Below are 22,176 nucleotides of genomic sequence, written 5' to 3' on the forward strand. Positions count from 1 at the left end.
CGGCAAAAAGCCCGTATTTGCTGTCGGCAATGCTCTTTCACTCGGTACACAACCATCTTCTCCGTTGATCTGAAGCAGCGGCCACCCATCTGCCTATGTTATTTCTGCTGCGCGATAAGCTGTTCCCGATCCTCGTCTTTCTGCAGTCCGTCATCTGTGGCTGTAGCTCCGATCAGGGCCGGGGTGAGTTTCGGCAGGTGCAGAAGGAGTACAAGGTGGAGCAGGTAGGGCGCCTAGACCGCGAAAAGGTGGTGGAAAACTCGGGTCTGGAGCTGGCCGATGCCGAAGGCGACCTATGGACCCACGGCGACGGCGGCAATACGGCCCGCCTCTACAAAGTCACGCCCCAGGGCGACCTGCTGCAAACGCTGGAACTTTCGCCGCTGGTGAATATCGACTGGGAAGATATTGCGCAGGATGATGAACAACGGCTGTACATCGGCGACTTTGGCAACAACCAGAACAAGCGCCGCAACCTCTGCATCTACCGTCTAAGCGGGCCCGATTTGCGACAGGTAGATACCATTCGCTTCGACTACCCGGATCAGCGGGCCTTTCCGCCACGCAAAGCAGACCGCAATTTCGACTGTGAGGCGTTCTATTATTACCAGGACAGCCTGTACCTGTTCACGAAAAATCGCAGCAAAAGTCACTGGGTAAAGCAGTACGTGCTACCAGCTCAACCCGGCCGCCATACCGCCCGCCTCGCAGATAGCCTGAAAATAAATACCTGGATTACCGCAGCCGATATCAGCCCCGATGGCCGCCAGGTAGCGCTGCTGGGCTATGGGCACGTGTACCTGTTTCAGCGCCTGCCCGGCCGCCGCCTCTTCGATGGCCTGAAAACGTGCTTGCCCACTGCTACCACAGGCCAGGCCGAGGCGTTGGTTTTCGTCAATAACCAGGACTTCATCTTCAGCAATGAGAAAGGGCGCCTCTACCGCGCTACCAAAAAGAAGTAGTGGCCTAGAAAGCCTGAGCACATAAAAAAGGCCCTTCGCTGGTATAAGCGAAGGGCCTTTTTTATTAGCCTGAGTGATTACTCCGGCCGATCTTCTCCGCCGGTATGCGATTCGGCACGGCGCGGGGCGGCGCCGTAGTCTGGCGAGTCGGGGTTGTCCGTTCGGTCGCTGGCAGCGCCGCCGTAGTTCTGGGCGGCATCCTGCTTGTCATAGTCACCGCGGGAGGGCGAGCCTGCTTGTGCCGCATCGTTAGCCGAGTCGTACTCATCATTATAGGAGCCGCCTTTGGTGCCGAAACCTTTTTGCTCGCTGCCCTGGGCGCTGTTGCCGGTGGCATTGTAGCCGCTGCGGTTGCCTTGGGTTTCGCTGGTGCCCGCCTCCTGCTCTCCGGTAGCCGGGCCGCTGGCTCCTAGGCCAGTGTGTAGGCCACCGGGGCCACCCTCGGGGTGCCCTGGAGTGTAGTCTTCACGCTGATTACGATGATGCGCCTCGGGCTGTGCTTCTGCGCTAGAGGCCCCGGCTCCACCCAACGACGACGTGCCGTAATTCTCGCTGTAGCCTGAATCAGGGCCTTTGGGGGCGGCATTATCATTGGCAAACCCCGAACTCACGGAGGAAGGCTTCTGGGTTTCCGAAGATGGTAACTCCGAACCGTAGCGGCTGCCCATCGGCTCCACAAAACCCGCTGGTTTCTGCTCCCGCTCCCCATCATAACCCGTGGTAGCAGCCGGCGTGTTCAGGGCTCCGGCATAGGATTCGGGGCCGCGGCTGCGCTCGTTGCCGTAGCCGCCCTGCGTGTAGCCTTGGCCCGACTGGCGGCCAAACTCACCACGGCTCGGGCCTTGCAGTTCGTTTTCATCGTGGTTGAAATCGTTGGCGAAAGGCTGCTGCGCTACGGTGTTGGCCGGCGTCTGCAGATTATGAGGAGCCGCTTCCTGGTCTGGCTGCTCTTCCGGCGCCTGGTTATGAGGGAGTTCCTGTCTCATCTCCGACTCGTCCACAAACTGACCGGAAGCGGCCGGGGCCGAAGCGGGCTTTTGCGGGTCAGTATCGGGCGCAGAATTCTGGTTGGGGGAAGTAGGTTGCTCTGGCATGGATAGTAGGCATTAGAATGGGATGCTTAAATTCATACGCACTGCCGCGCGCCATGTTCCTTTCTACCAAGTGCCAGGTTTCCAAAGTTTGGAAATAGGCGTTAGTTTTACCGTATTCTTTCACCCTACAACTATCAACACCTGCTATGAAAACTGGCAAAGTGAAATTTTTCAATGAATCCAAAGGCTACGGTTTCATCGTGCAGGATGAGAATGGTCAGGAAATCTTCGTGCACCAAACCGGCCTGATTCACGAAATCCGTGAGAATGATAATGTATCATTCGAAATTATTGACGGCAAAAAAGGCCAAAACGCTGTTAAAGTAGAGCGTATCTAGCTTTTCCACTCTGCATCCGCCTATTGTTCGCTCCATCTCGAAACTGTACCCCAGTTTCAGGATGGAGCTTTCTTTTTGAGTGGCCTAGGCCACCTCTACGGCCGTTCTTATTGTGTGAGACGGGGTTAGGATTATCGGCGCAGAACAAGGAAAGACCGTAGCCAACCCGGCCTGTCAGACCTAGTTTCCTTCGGGCATACCAGAATAGAAAACGCCGGTGGCAGCCCGCATCCGAAGATACTGCTGGCACCGGCGTTCAAATGGGGCACTGCTGCTATATTCTAGGCCTATTTACTGGCGCCTTCGTGCTTGGAAACCCGCACCCCAACGGCCATGATGCCCGGCAGCTGATCCTGGCGCATATACTGCTCCAGCATAATTTTATAGGTGCCAGTCTGGCTGAAATGCTGATTCGGTAGGGCCAGAAACTGATGGTCGTATATGTCGCCGGTGCCTTGGCCGCGCGGCTCTCCGGTTTTAGGGTCCATCAGGAGCATCTCGTGCAGAAGCCGCGAAATGGGTTTCCCATCGGGGCCCGTGAGCGTATGCTTCACATACAAGTTGTAGTACTCATAGGCAGAAGCATTGCGCACGTTGAAATATACATCGTAGCGCTGCGTGGTGTCCGGAATATCAAACTCAAACGTGGGTTTTTCCTGCACAGCCCACACGTAGGCCTCACCAGACGGCGATTTTAGGTCGGTGTTTTTTTCATACACCTGCCCGGAGTCGCAGGCCGTGAGCAACAGGCCTAGCAGGCCTGCTACCGGCAGAAAGCGGAATACGGCGCGCATAGGCTAAGAAGCAGGGGTTGGAGGAGTGGCCCCACCCGCTGGCCCGCCGGAGCGGGAGCCCCCGCGCCGGGAGTTACGCCCGCCACGCCGCTCACCACCCGGCTCGCCGGTGCCCTTAGCGGCATCGGAGCCTGGAGCAGCATTGCGCGGTGGGCGGCCTTCGCTGTTGCGAGGTGGCCTAGCGTCGCCGGCTGGTGCTTCGCCTTCCGCCCGGGGGGCGTCGTTGCGTTTGCCTTCTCCCCGACCGCGGCCGCGGCGGTTCAGGGGGCGAGCTGCGGCACCACGCGGGCGCCGGGTTTCGCCGCTGCTGCCTTCGGCCGCTTCACCCGCTTCCGACGAAACCGATTCATCCGGCTCGGCAGTAGTGGCTTTAGGAGTTGCAGGACGCGGGGCCTTGGTGCCCGCTGGAGCGGCGGCCGAAGCGACAGGCTTCTCCTTGGTCTTTTTGCGCTTGGTACGCTTCGAACCCTTTATTTTATCGTCGAGACGCTCTAATGAACCTTCCACAATGGCGGTTACTTCGGGCGCCTTCTCCTCCTCGCGCACCGGCGCCAAGAGGTTATCGGGCTTTTCGCCGCGCTTGTTCATCTCCTGTACTTCGCGCACGCGCTCGGTCGGGAGGACCACCCAGTTGTTGTCGCCGCGCACGGCAAACCACATTTTGCGCTTGAAGATATCGGTCTTCTGCAGTACGTAGTCGCCTTTCTCCGTGAGCAAGGGGCGCTGCACCTGCGGAATGTCCTTGAGGGCATCGAGGTATGTATCCAGCTCGTAGTTGAGGCAGCACTTGAGGCGGCCGCACTGTCCCGAGAGCTTGGCGGGGTTCAGGCTCAGGTTCTGGTAGCGAGCCGCAGTAGTGCTTACGCTCTTGAAATCGGTGAGCCAGGTGGAGCAGCACAGTTCCCGCCCGCAGGAGCCGATACCGCCCAGGCGGCCGGCCTCGTGGCGCAGGGAGATCTGACGCATCTCTACGCGCACCCGAAACTCATCGGCCAGGCGCTTGATCAGGTCCCGGAAATCCACCCGGTCTTCGGCAGAATAGAAGAAAGTAGCGCGGGTACGGTCAGCCTGATACTCCACATCGGAGAGCTTCATTTTGAGGCGCAGCTCATCTACCACGGAGCGGGCCCGGAACATGGTGCCCGTTTCCAGGTCGCGGACGGCGTTCCAGCGCTCCACATCTTGGTCGGTGGCCACGCGCAGAATGCCTTTGATGTCCTTGGAATCAAGGGGCACCTTCTTCTTCTTCATCTGCAGGCGCACCAGCTCGCCTTTCAGCGAAACATGGCCTAAGTGCCAGCCATTGCTGGCAGCCTCCACCACCACGGCATCGCCAGTGATGAGGGGCAGGCGGCTGGTATTGCGGAAGAAGTCTTTGCGGCCGCCTTTGAAGCGGATCTCGACGATGTCGAATTCTTTAAAGTCGCTGGGCAGGTCGAGGTCCTGAAGCCAGTCGAATACATTGAGGCGGGTACAGCCGCTACTACAGCTGCCTTTCGAGCCGCAGCCCGAAGCAGAAGTAGTGGAGCAGCCTCCACCGGAGGAGCAGGATGTGCAAGCCACGGCTTGTAGAATCTATAGGTAAGGCGGAGGAAAGGGATTCCGCACGGAAAGGGTCTTGTACAAAGATACAGAATTAGGCGGCGCAAGGCCGACTGCTCTTTATAGAGGCATTTCTACTTACAGAAGGAACATGCGGCCGGCTCACCTCTCCAAAATACAGCGGCCTTAAACGGAAATAATATGGGCTATGGTTTCACTTTTTCGAATTTTTCTCAAAACGGAAAAATTCAATATCCCAGAATGACTCAACCCATCTTTATCTCCTACCTGCCTTTAAATATTAGTATATAATTTTGGCAAAATAACCTCAGCCATTTTGATGATTCAACAATAAATACCTACCTTTTCATCGATCTTTTCACTAACCACAACCAAAACACATGAAAACCACAAGACTACTCGCCCCCCTCGCGATGTTTGCCGTCGCGGCACTCTCGCTTTCCTCCTGCCAGGAAAAAGCCAATGTTGAAGTAAAGAACGAAGTATCAGAATCGACCGTCAGCCAGATTAAGGCGCTAGGTTTCTCGGCCACAGAAGCCAAGAAGGTAGAGGGCGGTGTACTAGTAGAAGGTGACATCATGCTCACCGACGAAATGCTCGCCAGCACCCCCGATTACAAGATGATGCGCGTTGGTGAAGATGAGCAGTACCGCACCACGAACCTAGTAACTGGCTTGCCCCGTACCATCACGGTTCGTGTATCGACTACCTTGCCTTCGGCGTACGTTACCGCCGCCGACGAGGCTATTCGCCGCTACAACGCTGAAAACCTCCGTATCAAGTTCTCTCGGGTAACTTCTGGTGGCAGCATCGTCCTGACAAAATCTCCATCAGGCGCTAGCTACCTGGCATCGGCTGGCTTCCCATCGGGTGGCAATCCTTACAACCAGGTATTGGTAAACTCTGATGCTTTGGGCACCAGCTACGCTACTACTACTATCGCCTCGGTACTGGCCCACGAAATCGGTCACTGCATCGGCTTCCGCCACACCGACTACATGAGCCGTCAGTATAGCTGCGGTGGCTCGGCAGTAAACGAAGGTGCCAGCACGGTTGGCGCTATCCTGGTCCCCGGTACTCCTTCCGGTCCTGACCCGAACTCCTGGATGCTGGCTTGCATCGGTACGGGTGTAAACCGTCCGTTCAACACCAACGACCGTACGGCTCTCAACTACCTGTACTAAGCCCTAGGCCACTTGGCCCACTGCTTACCCAAAGCCCCGCCTCAGCTGAGGCGGGGCTTTTTGTTGTGCCTTATACTCGTGGGCCTGCGGGCTGATGGGCCGTATCTGCCAAAGCTGGAGGGGCTTGTAGGCCTATTATTTATGTCTTTTACTTCAGACAAGCAAGAAAACCATCATGCTGAACGCAGCCGAAGCATCTGGCCAGAAACTAGCCAGCTGACCACAGAACGCCAGCACGCAAGAAGCATCGGCAAGCTCCGCATGATATTAACCGTGGACTTATGGCCCGTTCTAAACCGCATCAGTGGCAGGCCTGACTTACCTTCCGCCGTCTCGCACCAAGTATAGAGTGGCCTACAGCACTAGGATGCGGCGCGTTTGCTCGGGGCCATTGCCCGCGCTTATCCGGAGCAGGAAAGTTCCTTTGCCGAGTATGGGCAGCACCACCGAATTAATGGTCCCGTCGGCCTTCACTTCGCCCCGAAGGCGGCCTAGCATATCAAACACGCGCACGCGCAAAGCCTTGTCTTTGGGGCCTACCACCGTGAGCGGGGCGCCTTGCGCGGCCGGCACAGGGTACACTAGCACATCATTGGGGCGCACGAAGAACACCTCCTCTACGGCACTATAGTACACGCGGCCTCCATCGGCCTCCAGCTTAGCGCGGTATTCAGCCCGCCCAGGTACCGGGGAAGCATCGGTGAGGGTTTGGGCAAGGGCAGCGGGCACAGTCTGGACGGTGCGGAACGTGCCATCAGCTTCGCGGCGCTGCAGCTGCGTGGTTTTCAGCCGGAAAGTAGTGCCCAGCTGCAATTGCAATCGAACGGTATCGGACACCAGCTGCTGTGGAATGAAGGACCGGATATAGCAGCCATAGGCTTCCTGCCGGATATTGGGCGTGCTGCCACGCTCTCCCACTAGGCCTTGCACCACGGGTGCCACAGCGTAGTAGCCGCGGGCCACCTCGCCGGGTGTCAGGAAGAGCACCGTGTCTGGCAAGGTTCGGAAAGGCTCCAGTTGGGTTTCCCCCAGCACATATACCTGGTAGTGCGTGGCGCCGGGCACACGGGCCCAGGTCAGGAGCGTTTCTTCGGGGCAGTTGTAGCCGACCTGCAGGGCCAGCGGCCGGGCCACAAAGAACGTATCCGACTCATAAGAGGCCGCCCCGGTGAGTAGCCGAACCTGCATGGGAGCCGTCGTATCGGGCGTAGACCACCTGAAGTATTGTTTCGCCAGATCTATAGACGGGCTGAGCACCTGCCACTGGCGCTGGCCTATCGGCCGATACTCCAGTCGGGCGGCCGTGGCCGGGCCGGCCCACTGCCAGCGGAGCAAGGCAATAGAGGCAGCGGGCAGGTTACGCGCCGAGGTGGGCTGCGTCCAGGAAAAGAGTTGCCCAAACTCGTAGGCCACACTGAAAGACTGTGGGCCCTGCGGCACTTGGTTGCCACCCACGTGCAACTCATAAATTCCGGGGCCCGGCACGTCCAGCGTGATTTGCTCGGCGTTATTGAGATGGTCGGGACGGCGGCGGGCCGGTAGGCGCAACGAATCTGGGTGCGCATAGCTGCTCAGCGTCCAGGGGAGCCAGCGCTGCCCATCAGTGGGGCGCACGAGGGTAAGGTCGAGGTCGTTGAGCAGGGCGCGTGAGGCATTGGCCGCAGCTGCGGGGTCAGCCCATGCCAGCGTAACTTTCAGGTGCTGCGTGCCCGCTGGCACCGTTATCTGCAACACCTGCTCCTGCCCCTGGCCTACGCTGCCTTGCATAAACCGATTTTCCAGCATGGTTTGCACGGCTCCCAGCGCATCGGCCTGTCCGTAGCCAGACTCAAAATCAACGGCCGGGCGGCCAGCATCATCGGCACTGTTCAGGAGTACGGCTTTCACCAGCGCGGCGGGCGGCACGCTGCCCTGCTTCTCGCGGTAGGCCTGCTGCACCAGGAGGCTGATGCCCGATACTAAGGCCGCCGCTTCCGAGGAGCCACCATCGCCGTAGGCCACCAGCTCCGGCTTTATGCGGCCATCATACGCCGGACCCCGAGAACTAAGGGGCGAGACCTGGCCTAGCGCATCGGTAGCCCCTACCAGCAGCACGTTTTTGGCCATCTTAAACTGCCCCGTCAGGTTGGCCACGGCAGCTAGGCCACTGTAGGGGCCACTGGAGCTGGTTTGATTGCCGGAGTTGCCGGACGAAAAAACATGCAGCAGCGCCGGATACTGCCGGGTTTGCTCGTCGTAGGCCTGGGCTTCTAGACCATAATAATTTTCGATGCCGACTCCGTAGGAGTGATTTTGTACCGTTACGCCCTGTTGCGCCAGCACAGCGCCATCATCAGGCAACAGATTGCTGTAGTCTGATTGCGCGATGCGGGCCTGCCAGGCGGCTCCCTTGCCATCCGGAGAGGAATTGCCGCCACCAGCAATCAGGGTAGCCATAATGGTGGAGTGCGACGACTGCATAGCGGCCTTCGGGTCGGGGTTCAGTAACCGCCCTTTAAAGTCAATATCCTGGATATCGAGGGGGTTTTCCTTTATTGAAACCGCTAGGCCACTGCCCGTTAGGCTGGGGTAGCGGCTATGCACGGGGCTCACCTTATTGAGACCAAAATCGGAGCCACTGAGCCGGATTTCGTCGTGAGCCTGCCGGCTGGCTTTGTCCACAAAAGTTATCCAGGGGCAGGCGGCTAATACTGACGGGCTCGCACCCTGCACCCGCAACAGGGCCGGATGATGCGGTTCAGCGGTTACCGTGGCTTCGGGTTTCTCACGGGCCAGCCACTGCCGAAACGCGGCTGCGTCAGATACGCTTACCCGTACTGTGTGGGGCGCTCGTCCGGCCAACATTCCTGGGGCTATGCGGCGGCTTATCGGCGGCGTGGGGGTAGTTTGGGCTTTGCTGATGCCGGGCCAGGAGCTCACGGCAATACTGCAAACCACTGCAACCAGAATACGACGAAAAGCCCGGCAAGCCGGAAAAGCAGCAGACATAGCAGGAGTTTAGTTGTGGCAAGGACAGGGCGGCAGATGACCCAAGGTCATCCTTTCAAATATAGACATAATTGCCCTTCGGCGCAGATGCCGCTTCTCGGCCACACAACAAAAAAGGCTGACTAAAAAGCCAGCCCTTTTTGCACGGAGTCAAGCCCTTACTCACGGCTTCAACTCCACTTTTACCTGAATATATTTATCAGCTATTGAGCCCTTGCAGGCTTACCCCCTAACGGCCCAAGCCGGGTCTGGGTTACTGCACAACTGCCTTTTGGGCGTAATATTCGAGCCTGACTTAGTTTTTCCGAAGATGGAGCCGGGCTCTAAACCGGTTATTTTATAAATGATACACCTGTAGGCCACTGCCCGTGAAGACATAGGCATACTGCTCGCCCATCAGCACCTGCCGGATACTGCCGGGCTGTGCTGCCGGCAACGCTACGGTGCGCTCCGTGAGGTTGTAGAGGTGAAAGAAGTGCATGCCGTCGTTGGCCAGAAAATACAGCTCGTCGCCGCGGAAGCCGATGGTGCTGAGGCCGGAAAAAGGCAGCTTCTTGCGGTAATTACCAAGGTTATCGAACACATAGATCCCGTTGTTATGATCGACGAGATAGAGGTTGTTCTGGTATTCGCGCAGAAATCGAAAGTCGGGGCGGCTGCGCCCGATAAGAATATCGAGCGGCGTGGTGATGGTGAAGCGCCCCACCGAGGCATCTAACTGGCGCAGTGTCAGGTCCGATTCGTTGAGGAGCCAGTACCGGTCGTCGGGGGCCAGGGTGGCGGCGCGCACCATGCCATCGAAAAAATCGAGCAGCGTGAGCTTCGTGATGGGCGCCATAAACCTATCGAGCAGCACTAGCTCCTGCCGGTCGTCATAAAACACCAGCACCTTGGTGGTATTCCAGGCCTCTACCTGCGCCGTGTGGCCCGGTAGCGGTGGCGAGAAGGTGTTCAGGGTCTGCCCATCGGGGCCGTATTGATGGAGGTTGTTTTGCCCATCGGTTACGTAAAGGTTGCCGCGCCGGTCCAGGGAGGCGGGGCCAGGCTGGGCCAGGGCCACAGTGCGCACCAGCTGCCAGGCGCCAGGCTGGGCGGCCTTGGTATCGGCGGGAACCGTCAGGACCGGCGAGGCCTGCGCAGCCGGCGCCACCGAGCCGGCCGCGGGAGCTGTGGTTTGGGCTAGGCCACTAACGGACACCGTTAGCAAGCCAGCCGCCAGGGCCAAACGCAGGACGCGGTCTGTAGGCCACTGGCTTAGGCGGCGGAACTTGCGCTTATCCGTTCTCTTTATCGAAATGCCGCAGAACCAGTTCAGAACCATCATAGACACCATAGGAGCAATAATTGACCCACTCGCCTAGGTTGATGTAGCGGCTGCCGGGGGCCACCGATACATCAAGCGGCAGGTGCCGATGGCCGAAGATATAATACTCGTGGTGGTAGGCCTGCTCTATCTCCCGGCAATAGGTCAGCAGCCACTCGTCTTCCCCGAAATAGGTGCTGTCGGCTGCTCCATTTTGCAGGCGGCTGTGGCGGCTCCAGCGGTTGGCTATCCCAATACCTACGTTGGGGTGTATTCGCGCAAACAGCCACTGCGCCACCGGCGAGGTGAACACGCGCTTCAGCAGCTTGTAGGTATGGTCGCCGGGGCCCAGGCCGTCTCCGTGCCCGATGTGGAATAAGTGGCCCCCAATCCGCTGGCTGATGGGGTTGCGCAGAATCGGAATGCCGAGCTCCTTCGTGAAGTAATCGAACATCCACATGTCGTGGTTGCCGGTGAAGAAGATAACCGGAATGCCAGCGTCGGTGAGTTCGGCCAGCTTGCCCTGCAACCGGATAAAGCCGCGCGGAATAGCGTGCCGGTACTCAAACCAAAAGTCGAAAATATCGCCCAGCAGGTAAATGGCGGCGGCATCTTTGGCCGCTTCGGTTAGCCAGCGCACAATGCGCCGCTCCCGCTCCAGGGAGCGGGCGGCATCGGGGGCGCCTAAGTGAAAGTCGGAAGCGAAATACACTTTGCGGCCGGGCGGCAGCGCAAGATCAGGTAGTTGCGGCGGGCGCGTCATCCAGCAAAAACAACACAATGCTGCGCGGGCCGTGGGCTCCGAGTACCAGCGTTTTTTCAATATCGGCCGTCCTGCTCGGCCCCGTAGTCAGGGAAATCATAGAAGGCAGGTGGTCGGCCCCATACTTCTGCTGCACCAGCTTCAGCGCGTCCCCAATGTCGGCCACTACCTGGGAAGTTCGGGCCAGCACCAGGTGCTGATCGGGGTAGATGCTGAGGCGGCGGCCGCTACTGCTGGCGGCACTTACCAGCACGCTGCCAGTGCGCGCCACCAGGGCTTCGCAGGAAGTCAGGCCGGCGTCGGCGTGAGCCAGAAATTCCGTTTCATCACCCTGAAATACTAAGTCTCCTGCGTGCAGCAGCTTTTTCAGCTCCGGCTCCCACACAAATAACCGCTCCAGGCCTTTCTCCTTTTTATAGGTGAACAGTTGGTCGTAGAAGTGCTCTTCTGACTCGCAGAAGTAGAACACACCCCCTACCCGCACGAAGCTTTGGGCGAAGGCAATGGCCAGATCATCCTCGGGGCCTGGCCTAGGATGCAGGGGCGCGCTGAAATCGGGGCGGGCAGGTTGCTCCGCCGGCTTCTGCAACGACTCGCGGATGCGGCGCAGGATGATGTCGCGGGAGGTATCGGCCATGGCGCAAAGGTAGCAGTTGGCAGGAAGAAGCCGCGGTGGTTGCAGCATTAGTCTTAGTAAGGGTTGGTTTGCTTATCTTCGACAAACTTTCCTTTCTTATTCCATGCTACTACAGCGGTTATATCCTCTGGCCTTTCTAGGCCTCCTTGCCTTTAGCTTTACGGGTTGCGACGACAACTCTCCTACTCCTACCCCGGTTGTACAGGCCACGCAAAATGTTATTGTGAGCTTCTCGATGAAGGGGTTTGCACAGTCCAGCACCATTGGCAGCTTTGGAGTAGCCAAAACGCAGGCAGAAGCGGAAGCCAAAACCGGCAGTGAGCTGACGGGCACTATCACGTGGGCCGAAACAGGCGGCGGCAAAGAGCCCAAAACATTTCAGTTGCTGAACCGAGTTAAAGGTGAGAAGCTTTGGGTGTACGTAACAGCCGATAAGCCCCTGACCACGGGCCAGTCCTTAACGCTTACTGCTCCCGTCACGCAGTCGGCTACGCTCAATCCTGATACGCCTAATGGAGTAATTGTAAGCCAGATTACGATCAACTAAGTGGCCTAGGCTTATAAGCAGAAGGGCCGCCCAACTTTGGGTGGCCCTTCTGCTTATAAGCCTAGGCTACCCGGAAAGCATCCAGGAAATTATATATTTTTTATTGTATATTTAATAACACCTGATAGCAGCCACTGCTTTCTATTCCGCTCAGTCTCATGCCATTCTTCGCACCCTTCGGGCGGCGGGGCCGCCTCTTCTCTGGCACCGGCAGGCGGCAGTATGTCTGGGGCTTGTGGCTGTTGCTGCTGTTTTCATTTTCGCCAGCCCCACCTGATGCCCCTAAAAAAGGCCTCAAGACGCGCAACGTTATCATTGTTGTTATTGATGGGCCGCGGTTTTCCGAAACCTGGGACAGTATACCGGGGCTTATTCCAAATATGGCCACCCGGTTGAGGCCTAGAGGGGTTTTTCTGCCTAACTTCTTCAACAACGGGTTTACGTATACCAACTCCGGCCATGCGGCCATCACTACGGGTATCAATCAGCCCATCGATAATTTTGGCCAGGAGTTGCCGCAGCAGCCGTCCATCTTCCAGTGCTGGCGCAAAGCTACCGGCAAGCCCGCCACGGCGGCCTGGCTTATTACCAGCAAAGACAAGCTGCATATTCTGGCCAATACCCTGAACCCGGAGTGGAAAGACCAGTACATGCCTTCCATTGATTGTGGCATTAGCGGTCCTGGCAGCGGCTACCGCTCCGACTCCCTGACGCTAATAGCTGTCAAGCGCATCCTGACGGAGCACAAACCCAACTTAGTCCTGATCAATTTCATGGAGCCCGATGGCTTTGCCCATGCCGGCAACTGGCCGTTTTATCTGCGCGGCATTGCGCGCGATGATCGGTACGTGATGGAGCTCTACAACTTCCTGCGCCGGAGCAAGACCTACCGAAACAACACCACCCTACTTATTACCAACGACCATGGCCGCCACCTCAATGGCATCGACTCGGGCTACATGGAGCACGGCGACGACTGCCTGGGCTGCCGGCATATTAGCCTCCTGGCCCTGGGCCCCGATTTCAGGAGTGGCCTCACGCTGGCAGAACAGCATACATTGGTAGACTTGGCTCCTACCGTGGCCTACCTACTGGGTTTTCCGTTTGAGCAAAGCCAAGGAAAGCCAATGCAGAGCCTGATGAAGCGCTAACCCTTTTAGCCTCGCGCCCGGAGAAGGCGGAGTTGCATGTGCGGCACCCAGCGTGGTGCGCCGAAAGACTATCTGCTCAAAGGCAACTTCTTTACTTCTCTTGTCATGACAAGGGTGCTCTACTCTGCATTTCGCCTTGGCTTTCTGCTTTGGCTGTTCTGGCTGCCTGGGCCAGTCCGGGCTACTATGCAGAGTGCGCCTGCCCAAGGTACTCTGGCCCAGGAACTCGCCGGCGAAAATCCTTTTTTCACCAGCGAGCAAGAGTTCCGTTTCACGCTCGTGCTTCCGATAGATGATATTCTGCGTGACCGGGGAGCCAATCCTGCATTGCACGCTGCTACACTCCTGTATCAGGACGAAACCGGTAAAAAGACCTCGCTACCCGTGCAGGTTCGGGTTCGAGGAAACCGAAGAAAAGACCCTACCGTCTGCGATTTTCCACCACTACTCATCAGCTTTCCAAAAGCCTTTAGTGCCTCCACTCCTTTCGGGAAAGTGCAGGAGCTCAAAATGACGACCCACTGCCTGGAGGACAGCTATGTGCTGCGGGAGTACCTGGTGTATAAGCTCTACAATGCGCTTACTACCATGAGTTTCCGGGCCAGGCTATGCCGGGTTACCTACCAGGATGCCAACGGCAAGCGCAAATCTGCGGAGCATCAATCATTTTTACTGGAAGAGGCCTCGGCTATGGCTCTGCGCAACAAGGCGACTATCATTCCCAAGCTCTTCTTTATTGGCATGCAGCACACCGACCAGCGCAAGATGGCAATGGTAGCCTTCTTCCAATATATGATCGGGAATACAGACTGGTCGGTACCTTATAGGCATAATATCCGACTGCTCTCCCCCGATAAAAATGCTACCTGCATTCCGGTACCTTACGATTTTGACTATTGTGGCCTAGTGATGACGCCCTACGCCGAGCCTCCACCGCAACTCGGTATCACGTCGGTGCGGCAGCGGCTTTTTCGGGGCTATGGTTTCTCAGAAGAGATTTACAAAGAAACGCGCACACTGTTCAATGATCATCAAAAGGCCTTTTACAACATATATGAGCTGTGTCCTTATCTAAGCAAGGATGAAAAGCTATTTGCTTCCCGGTTTCTGGAAGATTTCTACAAGACTCTGAATGATCCGAAAGATTTTGAGCGCAACATAGTGCGAGTGGGGCGCCGGAACGAGAAACAGTACACCAACATCAAAGGGCTTTAGTAAGTAGTTAGAACATATGGCATAAAAAAAGCCAGCCCATAAGGGCTGGCTTTCAATTTCTATAAGCGGAGCAGCTATACTGGCGTTACGGCACTGCCGCTTGGCTCCGTAGGTGCATTCGAGGCTCCTTGCTGTCCGTTATCAACCCCGGGCAGGTTCAGCTCCGGCAGGTCGTTGCCAAGGGGCAGCGGGTGCTCCTGCTTCAGCTCGCTGAGGGTTTCGCTACGGTCAGTACCGGCCATGTGGGCCTGGTAAGTCGTTTGGCTATCGAAAGGACGAGGACCTACTAGGCGAACCAAGTCATCCTGTTGCAGAATCTCTTTCTCCAGCAACTCCTTGGCAATTACTTCCAATTCATGACGGCGCTCCGTGAGAAGCTCCTTCGTGCGGATGTAAGCGCCTTCGATGATACCACGTACTTCCTCATCAATCATCTGCGAGGTAGCTTCCGAATACGGCTTCGAGAAACCGTACTCATTCTGCCCCTTAGAGTCGTAATAAGAGATATTGCCGAGCTTGTTGTTCATGCCGTACATCGTCACGATGCTGTAGGCCATCTTTGTGATACGCTCCAGGTCACTTAGGGCACCAGTCGAGATTTTACCGAACACCAGCTCCTCGGCAGCGCGGCCACCCAGCGTCATGCACATTTCGTCCATGAGCTGCTCGGTGTTGTATAGGAACTGTTCACGGGGCAGATACTGGGCGTAACCCAGTGCCGCCACGCCGCGTGGCACAATGCTCACTTTCACCAACGGGTCAGCGTGCTCCAAGAACCAGCCAGCAATAGCGTGACCAGCTTCGTGGTAGGCCACTATGCGTTTCTCGCCAGGGCTGATAATCTTATTTTTCTTCTCTAGGCCACCAATGACACGGTCAACAGCGTCCGTGAAGTCCAGCATAGTCACCATCTTCTTGTCGCGGCGGGCGGCAATCAGGGCAGCTTCGTTGCAGACGTTGGCAATTTCGGCACCGGCAAAACCAGGCGTTTGAGCGGCCAGCTTCTTAGCTTCCACATCGGGGCCCAGCGTCAGTGGCTTCAGGTGCACGTTGAAAATCTCCGTGCGGCCATTAATATCCGGCTTGTCAATAGAAATCTGACGGTCGAAACGACCAGGACGCAGCAGGGCCGAGTCCAGCGTATCGGGGCGGTTGGTAGCGGCCAGGATGATAACACCCGAGTCGGTACCGAAACCGTCCATTTCCACCAGTAGCGAGTTCAGCGTGTTTTCGCGCTCATCGTTGCCACCGGGTACGTTGCCACGTGAGCGGCTCCGACCAATAGCATCAATCTCATCGATGAAGATGATACAAGGCGCCTTGGCCTTGGCCTGCTTGAACAGGTCGCGGACACGGGCAGCACCCACACCTACGAACATCTCTACGAAGTCAGAACCCGAAAGCGAGAAGAACGGAACATCAGCTTCACCGGCTACAGCTTTCGCTAGCAATGTTTTACCCGTGCCGGGAGGGCCTACCAGCAGCGCACCCTTCGGGATTTTACCGCCGAGGATGGTAAACTTGGCTGGGTGCTTCAGAAACTCTACAATCTCTTGTACTTCTTCCTTGGCTTCCTCTAGGCCAGCTACATCTTTGAAAGTGATTTTCACCTTGTCGCCGCCTTCAAAAAGCGCAGCACGCGACTTACCGATGTTGAAGATCTGGCCGCCAGGTCCGCCCGCACCGCTCATGCGGCGCATCAGGAACCAGAAACCCACGAACAGCAGAATCATGAACCCCCACGTGGTCACGTAGTCACCATAGCTGGTTTCATCGGCCACGCGTAGGCCTACCTGGCGGTCGGCGGGAAGTGTTGCCTGTAGCTTGTCGAGGTCGGCCTTGAAGGTTTTACCGTCCACCACCCGGAAGCTGAACTGAGGACCGGGCTCGTTAGGAACTGTTAGGGGGCTACGGGGTGCCAGCTTCTGCTTGTACTCCGGCTTGGTGAGGGCCTCGCGCTTAAGCGAGACTTTCACCTGCCGGTCGTTCACCAACGAAACGTCAGAAACGTCGCCGGCCACCAACATCTGTTCAAAATCCCGCTGCTTAATTTCAGTTAGGGTATTGCTGCGGTTCAGGTAGATCATCCCGAGGATGAATACTACCAGCCCCGTCAGCACCCATAGCTGCATCCCCGGTTTAGGCGCCGGGTTGGGCAGCATAGGCTTTTTCTTTTTGGGAGTCGTATCAGACATGAATAGTAGTTACTAAGACGAGAAACAAAAGCGGAACACGCCACATGTGCGTTTGTTGGCGTAGATCCCTCTCAGCTACCAAGACGCAACCAGCCGACGTTTACTTTACGGCAACCGCAGTTTCTTCTGCCACGTGCGTAATTTCGGCATCACCCCACAGCTCTTCGAGCGAGTAGAATTGCCGACGGTCGCGCAGGAATACGTGCACTACTACATCTACGTAGTCGAGCAGCACCCACTCACGGTTCATTCGGCCTTCAGTCTGCCAGGGGTTCTGGCCGGTAAGCTTTTCAACTTCTTCTTCTACTGAGCGCGCAATAGCGTCCAGCTGTGTATCTGAGGATGCAGAGCAGATAACAAAATAATCCGCCACAGCATTTTTTAGCTCCTTTAGATTGAGTACTACGATATCGACTGCCTTCTTCTCTTGCATGCCGCGTACTACTACATCTGCCAACTTGTCCGAATCCTGCCGAACCAGGGTACTTTTCATGGGGTATTGTTAGGTTTGAACGTCACAAAGTACGAAAATCAGGTGGACGCTATATCCCCCCAAACTCTCTTCACGGGCCAACAGCTTGTCTGGTTGCCCGAATGTGCCTCTACAAACACGGAGGCACAGATGTTAATTGGCCAAAACCGGGCCACGGATGGCTGCTGCGTCATAACCGACAAACAGACCGCCGGCCGGGGCCAACGCGGCAACCAATGGGAAGCCGCACCCGGCGAAAACCTGACGATGTCAGTGGTTTGGCAGCCTTCCTTTCTGCCAGCTCCCGACCAGTTTCAACTCAGCCAAGCCGTAGCGCTGGCCGTGCACGATTGGGCCACAGCGCTGCTAGGTCCGGATCCGGTCCTGCGTATTAAGTGGCCGAACGATATTTTTTTCGGCACGCAAAAGCTGGGCGGCATCCTGATTGAGAACACACTTAACGGCCCGAAGATTCAGTATAGCATCGTCGGAATAGGATTAAATATCAACCAGCAAGAGTTTGGCGTGCCAACCGCTACCTCAATGGCGCAGCTTACGGGCCGCAAATATTCGCTCCCGGCCTTGGTGGCGAGACTGTTGGAAAGCCTAGAACGGCGCTATCTGCAACTGCGAGCGGGCAAGGTGGGGACGCTCCGCTTTGACTACCTACAGGCCTTATATCGGTACCAAGAAGAGCACGACTATGAGGTAGATGGCCGCCGCGTGCGGGGCATAATCTTGGGCGTAGATGATGCCGGTCGCCTGGCTGTTCAGATTGCGGGGCAGCTACGCCATTTCGATTTGAAAGAAATCCGTTATTTATAACCCATTGATTAATCAGCACTTGCCCTCGACCTATTCGGCTCAACAACAAGATTTTATCTATATATTTGTTCAACGATCCTTACTGCCGCTCGTACTGCTTTAAACCTTCGGGCAACTTTCTGCTCTAAATAGGTATCTGTAGCGCAATACGGGGCTAATTGACTTCCTAAAACGGGCATGGTGCTTGCGTTATGGAGTGTAGAGTGGCCTAGCTGCCATTTTTAAAGTAATTTGCCTTTCCATAACGGCCTGTCTTTCTCATGGCCCGCTTTTCCTGACTTAATGCCATGAACATATTTACTCGTTTACTTTCTCTGGCCTTGCTGCTACTCCTGCAGTTTCCGATGGTGGCTGCCACCGTCAGGTTACAGCAGGGGGGCGTTGCCTCCTGGCACAAGAAGCAGACTACTACCTTTTTAACTACTGGCCTAGACCGTAACTGGTACTCATTTTCGGCTTATGGCATGCCTCGCTTTACTTCTTTCCTGAATGTAGAGCAGGGTGTAGGAGCGGCCTCGGCTACGGTAGCGCCTACTGCAGCGACTCGCTCCCTTTCTCCGGTTCTTTCAGTATATCCTAACCCGGCTCGTGGCTTGGTTACGGTTTCGCTAGGCCAGAAATTCACTGCCGACTATAAGCTGCGCCTCAACAACATCATTGGCCGGGAAGTGCGCACCATCTCGCTGCGCCCCGAAGCCGCTGATGGTGGCATGGCCCTCAATCTTTCCGATTTACCCGCAGGTATGTACTTCTACAGCCTGGTGCTCGATAACAAAGTCATGAGCACCCGCCGCCTGGTGCTCCAGAACTAGGCCTAGGCCACTTCCTGATTTGCTTTCGAAAAGCAGCTCCATCCTGGGGCTGCTTTTTTCTTGTAACTGGTTATCAATTACTTGTTTTCATCAAGAGGCAGACCAGCGCAGCGTATGCCACGCCAGTTGGTTGAGGAAGTTCAATGGGTTGGTTGAAAGCGTTTGCTGCGTTGGTTGATTAGATAGGAGTTGTCTAGCTACTTATTGTCTACTTTTGGTCTTTCACTGGTTTCTTATCTCTGACTTAAAAACCCGTCGTGCTACGACGGGCGGACCTCGCCCCGCCCCACCTCAATCCTTATGCGGAGTTACAAAAGCCTGAATAACCTAGTCGGCTGGTTGGTATTTGCCCTTGCCACCATCACCTACATCCTCACACTGGAGCCCACGGCCTCGTTCTGGGACTGCGGCGAGTTTATCGCCTGCTCTTACAAGCTACTGGTGCCTCACCCTCCTGGGGCTCCTACGTTTCTGCTGTTAGGCCGCCTGTTCTCGTTGCTTTCGTTTGGGGATGTAACCAAAGTATCAGTGCTGGTGAACATGCTCTCGGCCCTGAGCTCGTCCTTCACCGTCTTGTTCCTGTTCTGGATCATCACCATGATGGGCAAGAAGCTGGTGCTGCACCGCCCCGGCATGAACGACGACCGCAACCTGGAGCCTACCACCGGCCAAACCTGGCTGATACTGGGCGCTGGCGCCGTAGGCGCCCTAGCCTACGCCTTCTCCGATTCGTTCTGGTTCAACGCCGTTGAGGCAGAAGTGTACGCCATGTCGTCGTTGTGTACGGCGGCCGTGGTGTGGCTGATGCTGAAGTGGGAAAACCGCGCCGACGAGGCCGATTCTGACCGCTGGCTGGTACTCATTGCCTACGTTATTGGTCTGAGCATAGGGGTTCACTTATTGAACCTGCTGGCTATTCCAGCGCTGGGTTTCATCTACTACTATCGTCGCACGAAAAACCCTACGCTTACGGGCGGTATTGCCACGCTGGCCATTAGCAGCGTGATTGTAGGCCTGATTCTGGCCGGCATCATTCCGGGCCTGCCCACGCTGGCCGGTAGCTTCGAGGTGTTCTTTGTGAACACGGTAGGCCTGCCCTTCAACTGGGGCCTCGTGATTTTCCTGGTGGTGTTTGTAGGCCTAATCTGGTTTGGTTTCCGCCAATCGTTCCAGCGCCGCAGCCGCCTGCTGAACACGGCCATGTTGGCCTTTGTGTTCATCCTGATTGGCTACTCTTCCTACCTCATCGTTCCTATCCGGAGCAGCTACCACCCCACCATCAACGAAAACGATCCGGAGGATGTCCTGTCTTTCGTAAGCTACCTGAAGCGGGAGCAGTACGGCGACCGGCCGCTACTCTACGGCCCGCAGTTCAATGCGCAGCCCGTGGCCCAGAATGAAGGCGCCCCGCGTTACGTGCGCAAAGGCGACAAATACGTGGTGGCCGAGTACCGCCCCGAGCTGGAGTACCGCGCCGAGGACAAGATGCTGCTACCCCGCCTCTACAGCAGCGACCCGATGCACATGGCCTACTACAAAAAGTGGGTGGATATTCAGGAAGGCGTGAAGCCGACGATGGGCCAGAACCTCTCGTTCCTGACGCGCTACCAGATGGGCCACATGTTCTGGCGCTACTTCCTGTGGAACTACGTGGGCCGCGAAAGTGACATTCAACAAGCCGGTATTCTGTGGCCCGGTGCCAGCAGCACCGGTCTGCCCGAGCGGATGGCCGATAGCGAGGCCCGCAACAGCTTCTTCGCTCTGCCCCTGATTCTGGGCATCCTGGGCCTGTTCTATCAGGTACGCCGCGATGGCCGCAACGCCTTCATCGTAGGCCTGCTGTTCCTGTTCACGGGTTTGGCCATTGTACTCTACCTGAACCAGCCGCCCATCGAGCCCCGCGAGCGGGACTATACCTTTGCCGGCGCCACGTTTGCCTTCGCCATCTGGATCGGCCTCGGCGTACTGGCCCTGGCGGATCTGCTCAAGAACGTACTCAAAACCGATACCTCCCGGGCGGCCGTCGCTACGCTGCTGGGCCTGGTGGTACCGGGCATCATGGTGGCGCAGGGCTGGGACGACCACGACCGTTCCGACCGCTACAACTCCGTCGATTCGGCCAAAAACCTGCTGAACTCCTGCGCCCCGAACGCTATTCTGTTCACCAACGGCGACAACGACACGTTCCCGCTTTGGTATGCCCAGGAAGTAGAAGGCATCCGGACCGACGTGCGCGTGGCGGTACTCAGCTACCTGAACACCGACTGGTACATCGACCAGATGAAGCGCCGCGCTTACAAGTCGCAGCCGCTGCCCATCTCGATGGAAAATGCCAACTACGCGCAGGGCACCAACGATTACCTGCCCTACGCTGAAAACCCGGCGGTAAAGGAAATTGATGTGCGTCAGTTCATGCAGCTGGTAAACCAAAACAGCGACCTGCTGAAAGTATCGTACGGCGACGGCTCGAAGTCTCTCTTGTCCTTTCCTTCCCGCAAATTCTACCTGCCAATTGACACGGCTGCCGTAGAAAAAATGGGTATTATTCCGGCTGAGCGCCGCAAGCAGCTGGTGCCGCGCATGGAGTGGGATGTAAGCAAGGGCGCCATCGAGAAGAAAAGCCTCGTGATTCTGGACATTCTGGCCACCAATAACTGGCAGCGCCCGGTGTACTTCTCCAGCACCGTCGATTCGCGCGACTTTATGGGTCTGCAGCCCTACTTCCAGCTAGAAGGCATGGCCTACCGCATTCTGCCCGCCAAAGACCCCAACTACGAGGAGCGTGGCGAAGAAGGCTACGTGACCAACGACCTGATGTACGAGAAGCTAATGAAAACTTTCGCCTACCGTGGGCTGAATGACCCCAACATCTTCTACGACGAAAACAACCTGCGCTTCCCGGCCAACTACCGCGACAAGTTCTCGCGCCTAGCAAATTCCCTACTGGCTTCCGGCGACAAAGCTCGCGCCAAGCAGGTGATTGACAAGTGCTTCGAAGTGATGCCTGACAAGGCCGTGCCTTACGATTACTATGTGCCGCAGTTCATCCCGGCCCTGGTTGAAGTAGGAGAAAAGCAGCGCGCCAACGAAATCATGGACACCATGACAGGCCGCGCGGAGCAGGCACTGGCCTACTACAGCACCCACAACAGCTCCATGTTCGATCAGGAATTCCAGACCTATTTGCTTTCCCTCAACAGCGTAGGCCGCGCCGCCCAACAAATCGGTGACCAGCAACGCGCTACTAAAGCGCTAGGCCTATTGCAGCAGTATATGCCGCAGCGCTAGGCCACTCGCCTGCTTACTGATCAACTCTAAAACGCCAGCTCTAAA

Annotated in this window: 18 protein-coding genes; 9 read left to right on the forward strand and 9 right to left on the reverse strand. The window is 56.8% G+C overall.

Annotation, left to right across the window (positions count from 1 at the left end; genetic code table 11):
• The first annotated feature begins 95 nt into the window (after positions 1 to 95).
• Positions 96 to 962: a hypothetical protein gene (locus CFT68_RS13650; protein WP_088844111.1), complete on the forward strand. Its 867-nt coding sequence runs from the start codon at positions 96 to 98 to the stop codon at positions 960 to 962.
• Between the two features lie 77 nt (positions 963 to 1,039).
• Here the strand turns inward: CFT68_RS13650 and CFT68_RS13655 are convergent, their stop codons facing one another.
• Entirely contained in the window at positions 1,040 to 2,056 is a 1,017-nt protein-coding gene (locus CFT68_RS13655; RefSeq protein ID WP_088844112.1) for a hypothetical protein, read from the reverse strand.
• Positions 2,057 to 2,202: 146 nt separating this feature from the next.
• Here CFT68_RS13655 and CFT68_RS13660 point away from each other — a divergent pair, with 146 nt between their 5' ends.
• Positions 2,203 to 2,394 carry a cold-shock protein gene (locus tag CFT68_RS13660; RefSeq protein ID WP_088844113.1) on the forward strand — a complete coding sequence of 64 codons (192 nt, stop codon included), beginning with the start codon at positions 2,203 to 2,205 and terminating at the stop codon, positions 2,392 to 2,394.
• 287 nt (positions 2,395 to 2,681) lie between these two features.
• On the opposite strand, the gene CFT68_RS13665 is transcribed toward CFT68_RS13660, so the two are convergent.
• Together CFT68_RS13665 and ricT are read right to left on the reverse strand one after the other, a co-directional pair.
• Positions 2,682 to 3,188, reverse strand: coding sequence for a gliding motility lipoprotein GldH (locus CFT68_RS13665; RefSeq protein ID WP_088844114.1), 507 nt, complete (start codon positions 3,186 to 3,188; stop codon positions 2,682 to 2,684).
• 3 nt (positions 3,189 to 3,191) lie between these two features.
• Positions 3,192 to 4,751: a PSP1 domain-containing protein gene (ricT, locus tag CFT68_RS13670; protein WP_317044113.1), complete on the reverse strand. Its 1,560-nt coding sequence runs from the start codon at positions 4,749 to 4,751 to the stop codon at positions 3,192 to 3,194.
• A gap of 380 nt (positions 4,752 to 5,131) precedes the next feature.
• Here ricT and CFT68_RS13675 point away from each other — a divergent pair, with 380 nt between their 5' ends.
• A complete protein-coding gene (locus CFT68_RS13675) occupies positions 5,132 to 5,935 on the forward strand; it encodes a M57 family metalloprotease (protein ID WP_088844115.1) in 804 nt (267 codons plus the stop codon).
• Between the two features lie 354 nt (positions 5,936 to 6,289).
• Here the strand turns inward: CFT68_RS13675 and CFT68_RS13680 are convergent, their stop codons facing one another.
• The 4 genes from CFT68_RS13680 to CFT68_RS13695 all read right to left on the reverse strand — a co-directional run bounded on the left by CFT68_RS13680 (position 6,290) and on the right by CFT68_RS13695 (position 11,626).
• A complete protein-coding gene (locus CFT68_RS13680) occupies positions 6,290 to 8,923 on the reverse strand; it encodes a S8 family serine peptidase (RefSeq protein ID WP_088844116.1) in 2,634 nt (877 codons plus the stop codon).
• 337 nt (positions 8,924 to 9,260) lie between these two features.
• Positions 9,261 to 10,247 (reverse strand): hypothetical protein, encoded by a 987-nt coding sequence (locus CFT68_RS13685; RefSeq protein WP_141106561.1) that lies wholly within the window; start codon positions 10,245 to 10,247, stop codon positions 9,261 to 9,263.
• Positions 10,198 to 10,989 (reverse strand): UDP-2,3-diacylglucosamine diphosphatase, encoded by a 792-nt coding sequence (locus CFT68_RS13690; RefSeq protein ID WP_088844118.1) that lies wholly within the window; start codon positions 10,987 to 10,989, stop codon positions 10,198 to 10,200. Before CFT68_RS13690 ends, CFT68_RS13685 begins: the two co-directional genes overlap by 50 nt.
• Complete coding sequence (locus tag CFT68_RS13695; RefSeq protein WP_088844119.1) at positions 10,964 to 11,626, reverse strand: LutC/YkgG family protein; 663 nt, start codon at positions 11,624 to 11,626, stop codon at positions 10,964 to 10,966. The genes CFT68_RS13690 and CFT68_RS13695 overlap by 26 nt, the downstream gene beginning before the upstream one ends.
• Positions 11,627 to 11,729: 103 nt before the next feature.
• On the opposite strand from CFT68_RS13695, the gene CFT68_RS13700 reads away from it, so the two are divergent.
• The 3 genes from CFT68_RS13700 (at position 11,730) to CFT68_RS13710 (ending at position 14,539) form a co-directional block, all read left to right on the forward strand.
• Positions 11,730 to 12,173, forward strand: coding sequence for a hypothetical protein (locus tag CFT68_RS13700; RefSeq protein ID WP_088844120.1), 444 nt, complete (start codon positions 11,730 to 11,732; stop codon positions 12,171 to 12,173).
• A gap of 158 nt (positions 12,174 to 12,331) precedes the next feature.
• Positions 12,332 to 13,324: a sulfatase gene (locus CFT68_RS13705; protein ID WP_088844121.1), complete on the forward strand. Its 993-nt coding sequence runs from the start codon at positions 12,332 to 12,334 to the stop codon at positions 13,322 to 13,324.
• Positions 13,325 to 13,510: 186 nt separating this feature from the next.
• Positions 13,511 to 14,539, forward strand: a complete 1,029-nt coding sequence (locus CFT68_RS13710) for a hypothetical protein (protein WP_141106562.1) — start codon at positions 13,511 to 13,513, stop codon at positions 14,537 to 14,539.
• A 74-nt stretch (positions 14,540 to 14,613) separates the two neighbouring features.
• Here CFT68_RS13710 and ftsH read toward each other — a convergent pair whose 3' ends face one another.
• Positions 14,614 to 16,734: an ATP-dependent zinc metalloprotease FtsH gene (gene ftsH, locus CFT68_RS13715; RefSeq protein ID WP_088844123.1), complete on the reverse strand. Its 2,121-nt coding sequence runs from the start codon at positions 16,732 to 16,734 to the stop codon at positions 14,614 to 14,616.
• Positions 16,735 to 16,834: 100 nt separating this feature from the next.
• Positions 16,835 to 17,227 carry a ribosome silencing factor gene (gene rsfS / locus CFT68_RS13720; protein WP_088844124.1) on the reverse strand — a complete coding sequence of 131 codons (393 nt, stop codon included), beginning with the start codon at positions 17,225 to 17,227 and terminating at the stop codon, positions 16,835 to 16,837.
• A gap of 42 nt (positions 17,228 to 17,269) precedes the next feature.
• On the opposite strand from rsfS, the gene CFT68_RS13725 reads away from it, so the two are divergent.
• The 3 genes from CFT68_RS13725 (at position 17,270) to CFT68_RS13735 (ending at position 22,131) form a co-directional block, all read left to right on the forward strand.
• A complete protein-coding gene (locus tag CFT68_RS13725; protein WP_170934804.1) occupies positions 17,270 to 18,031 on the forward strand; it encodes a biotin--[acetyl-CoA-carboxylase] ligase in 762 nt (253 codons plus the stop codon).
• A 287-nt stretch (positions 18,032 to 18,318) separates the two neighbouring features.
• Positions 18,319 to 18,843, forward strand: coding sequence for a T9SS type A sorting domain-containing protein (locus CFT68_RS13730; RefSeq protein ID WP_088844126.1), 525 nt, complete (start codon positions 18,319 to 18,321; stop codon positions 18,841 to 18,843).
• Positions 18,844 to 19,143: 300 nt separating this feature from the next.
• Positions 19,144 to 22,131 carry a glycosyltransferase family 117 protein gene (locus CFT68_RS13735; protein WP_088844127.1) on the forward strand — a complete coding sequence of 996 codons (2,988 nt, stop codon included), beginning with the start codon at positions 19,144 to 19,146 and terminating at the stop codon, positions 22,129 to 22,131.
• The last annotated feature ends 45 nt before the right edge of the window (positions 22,132 to 22,176 follow it).

The sequence above is a fragment of the Hymenobacter gelipurpurascens genome (genome assembly GCF_900187375.1).
Lineage (GTDB): Bacteria > Bacteroidota > Bacteroidia > Cytophagales > Hymenobacteraceae > Hymenobacter > Hymenobacter gelipurpurascens.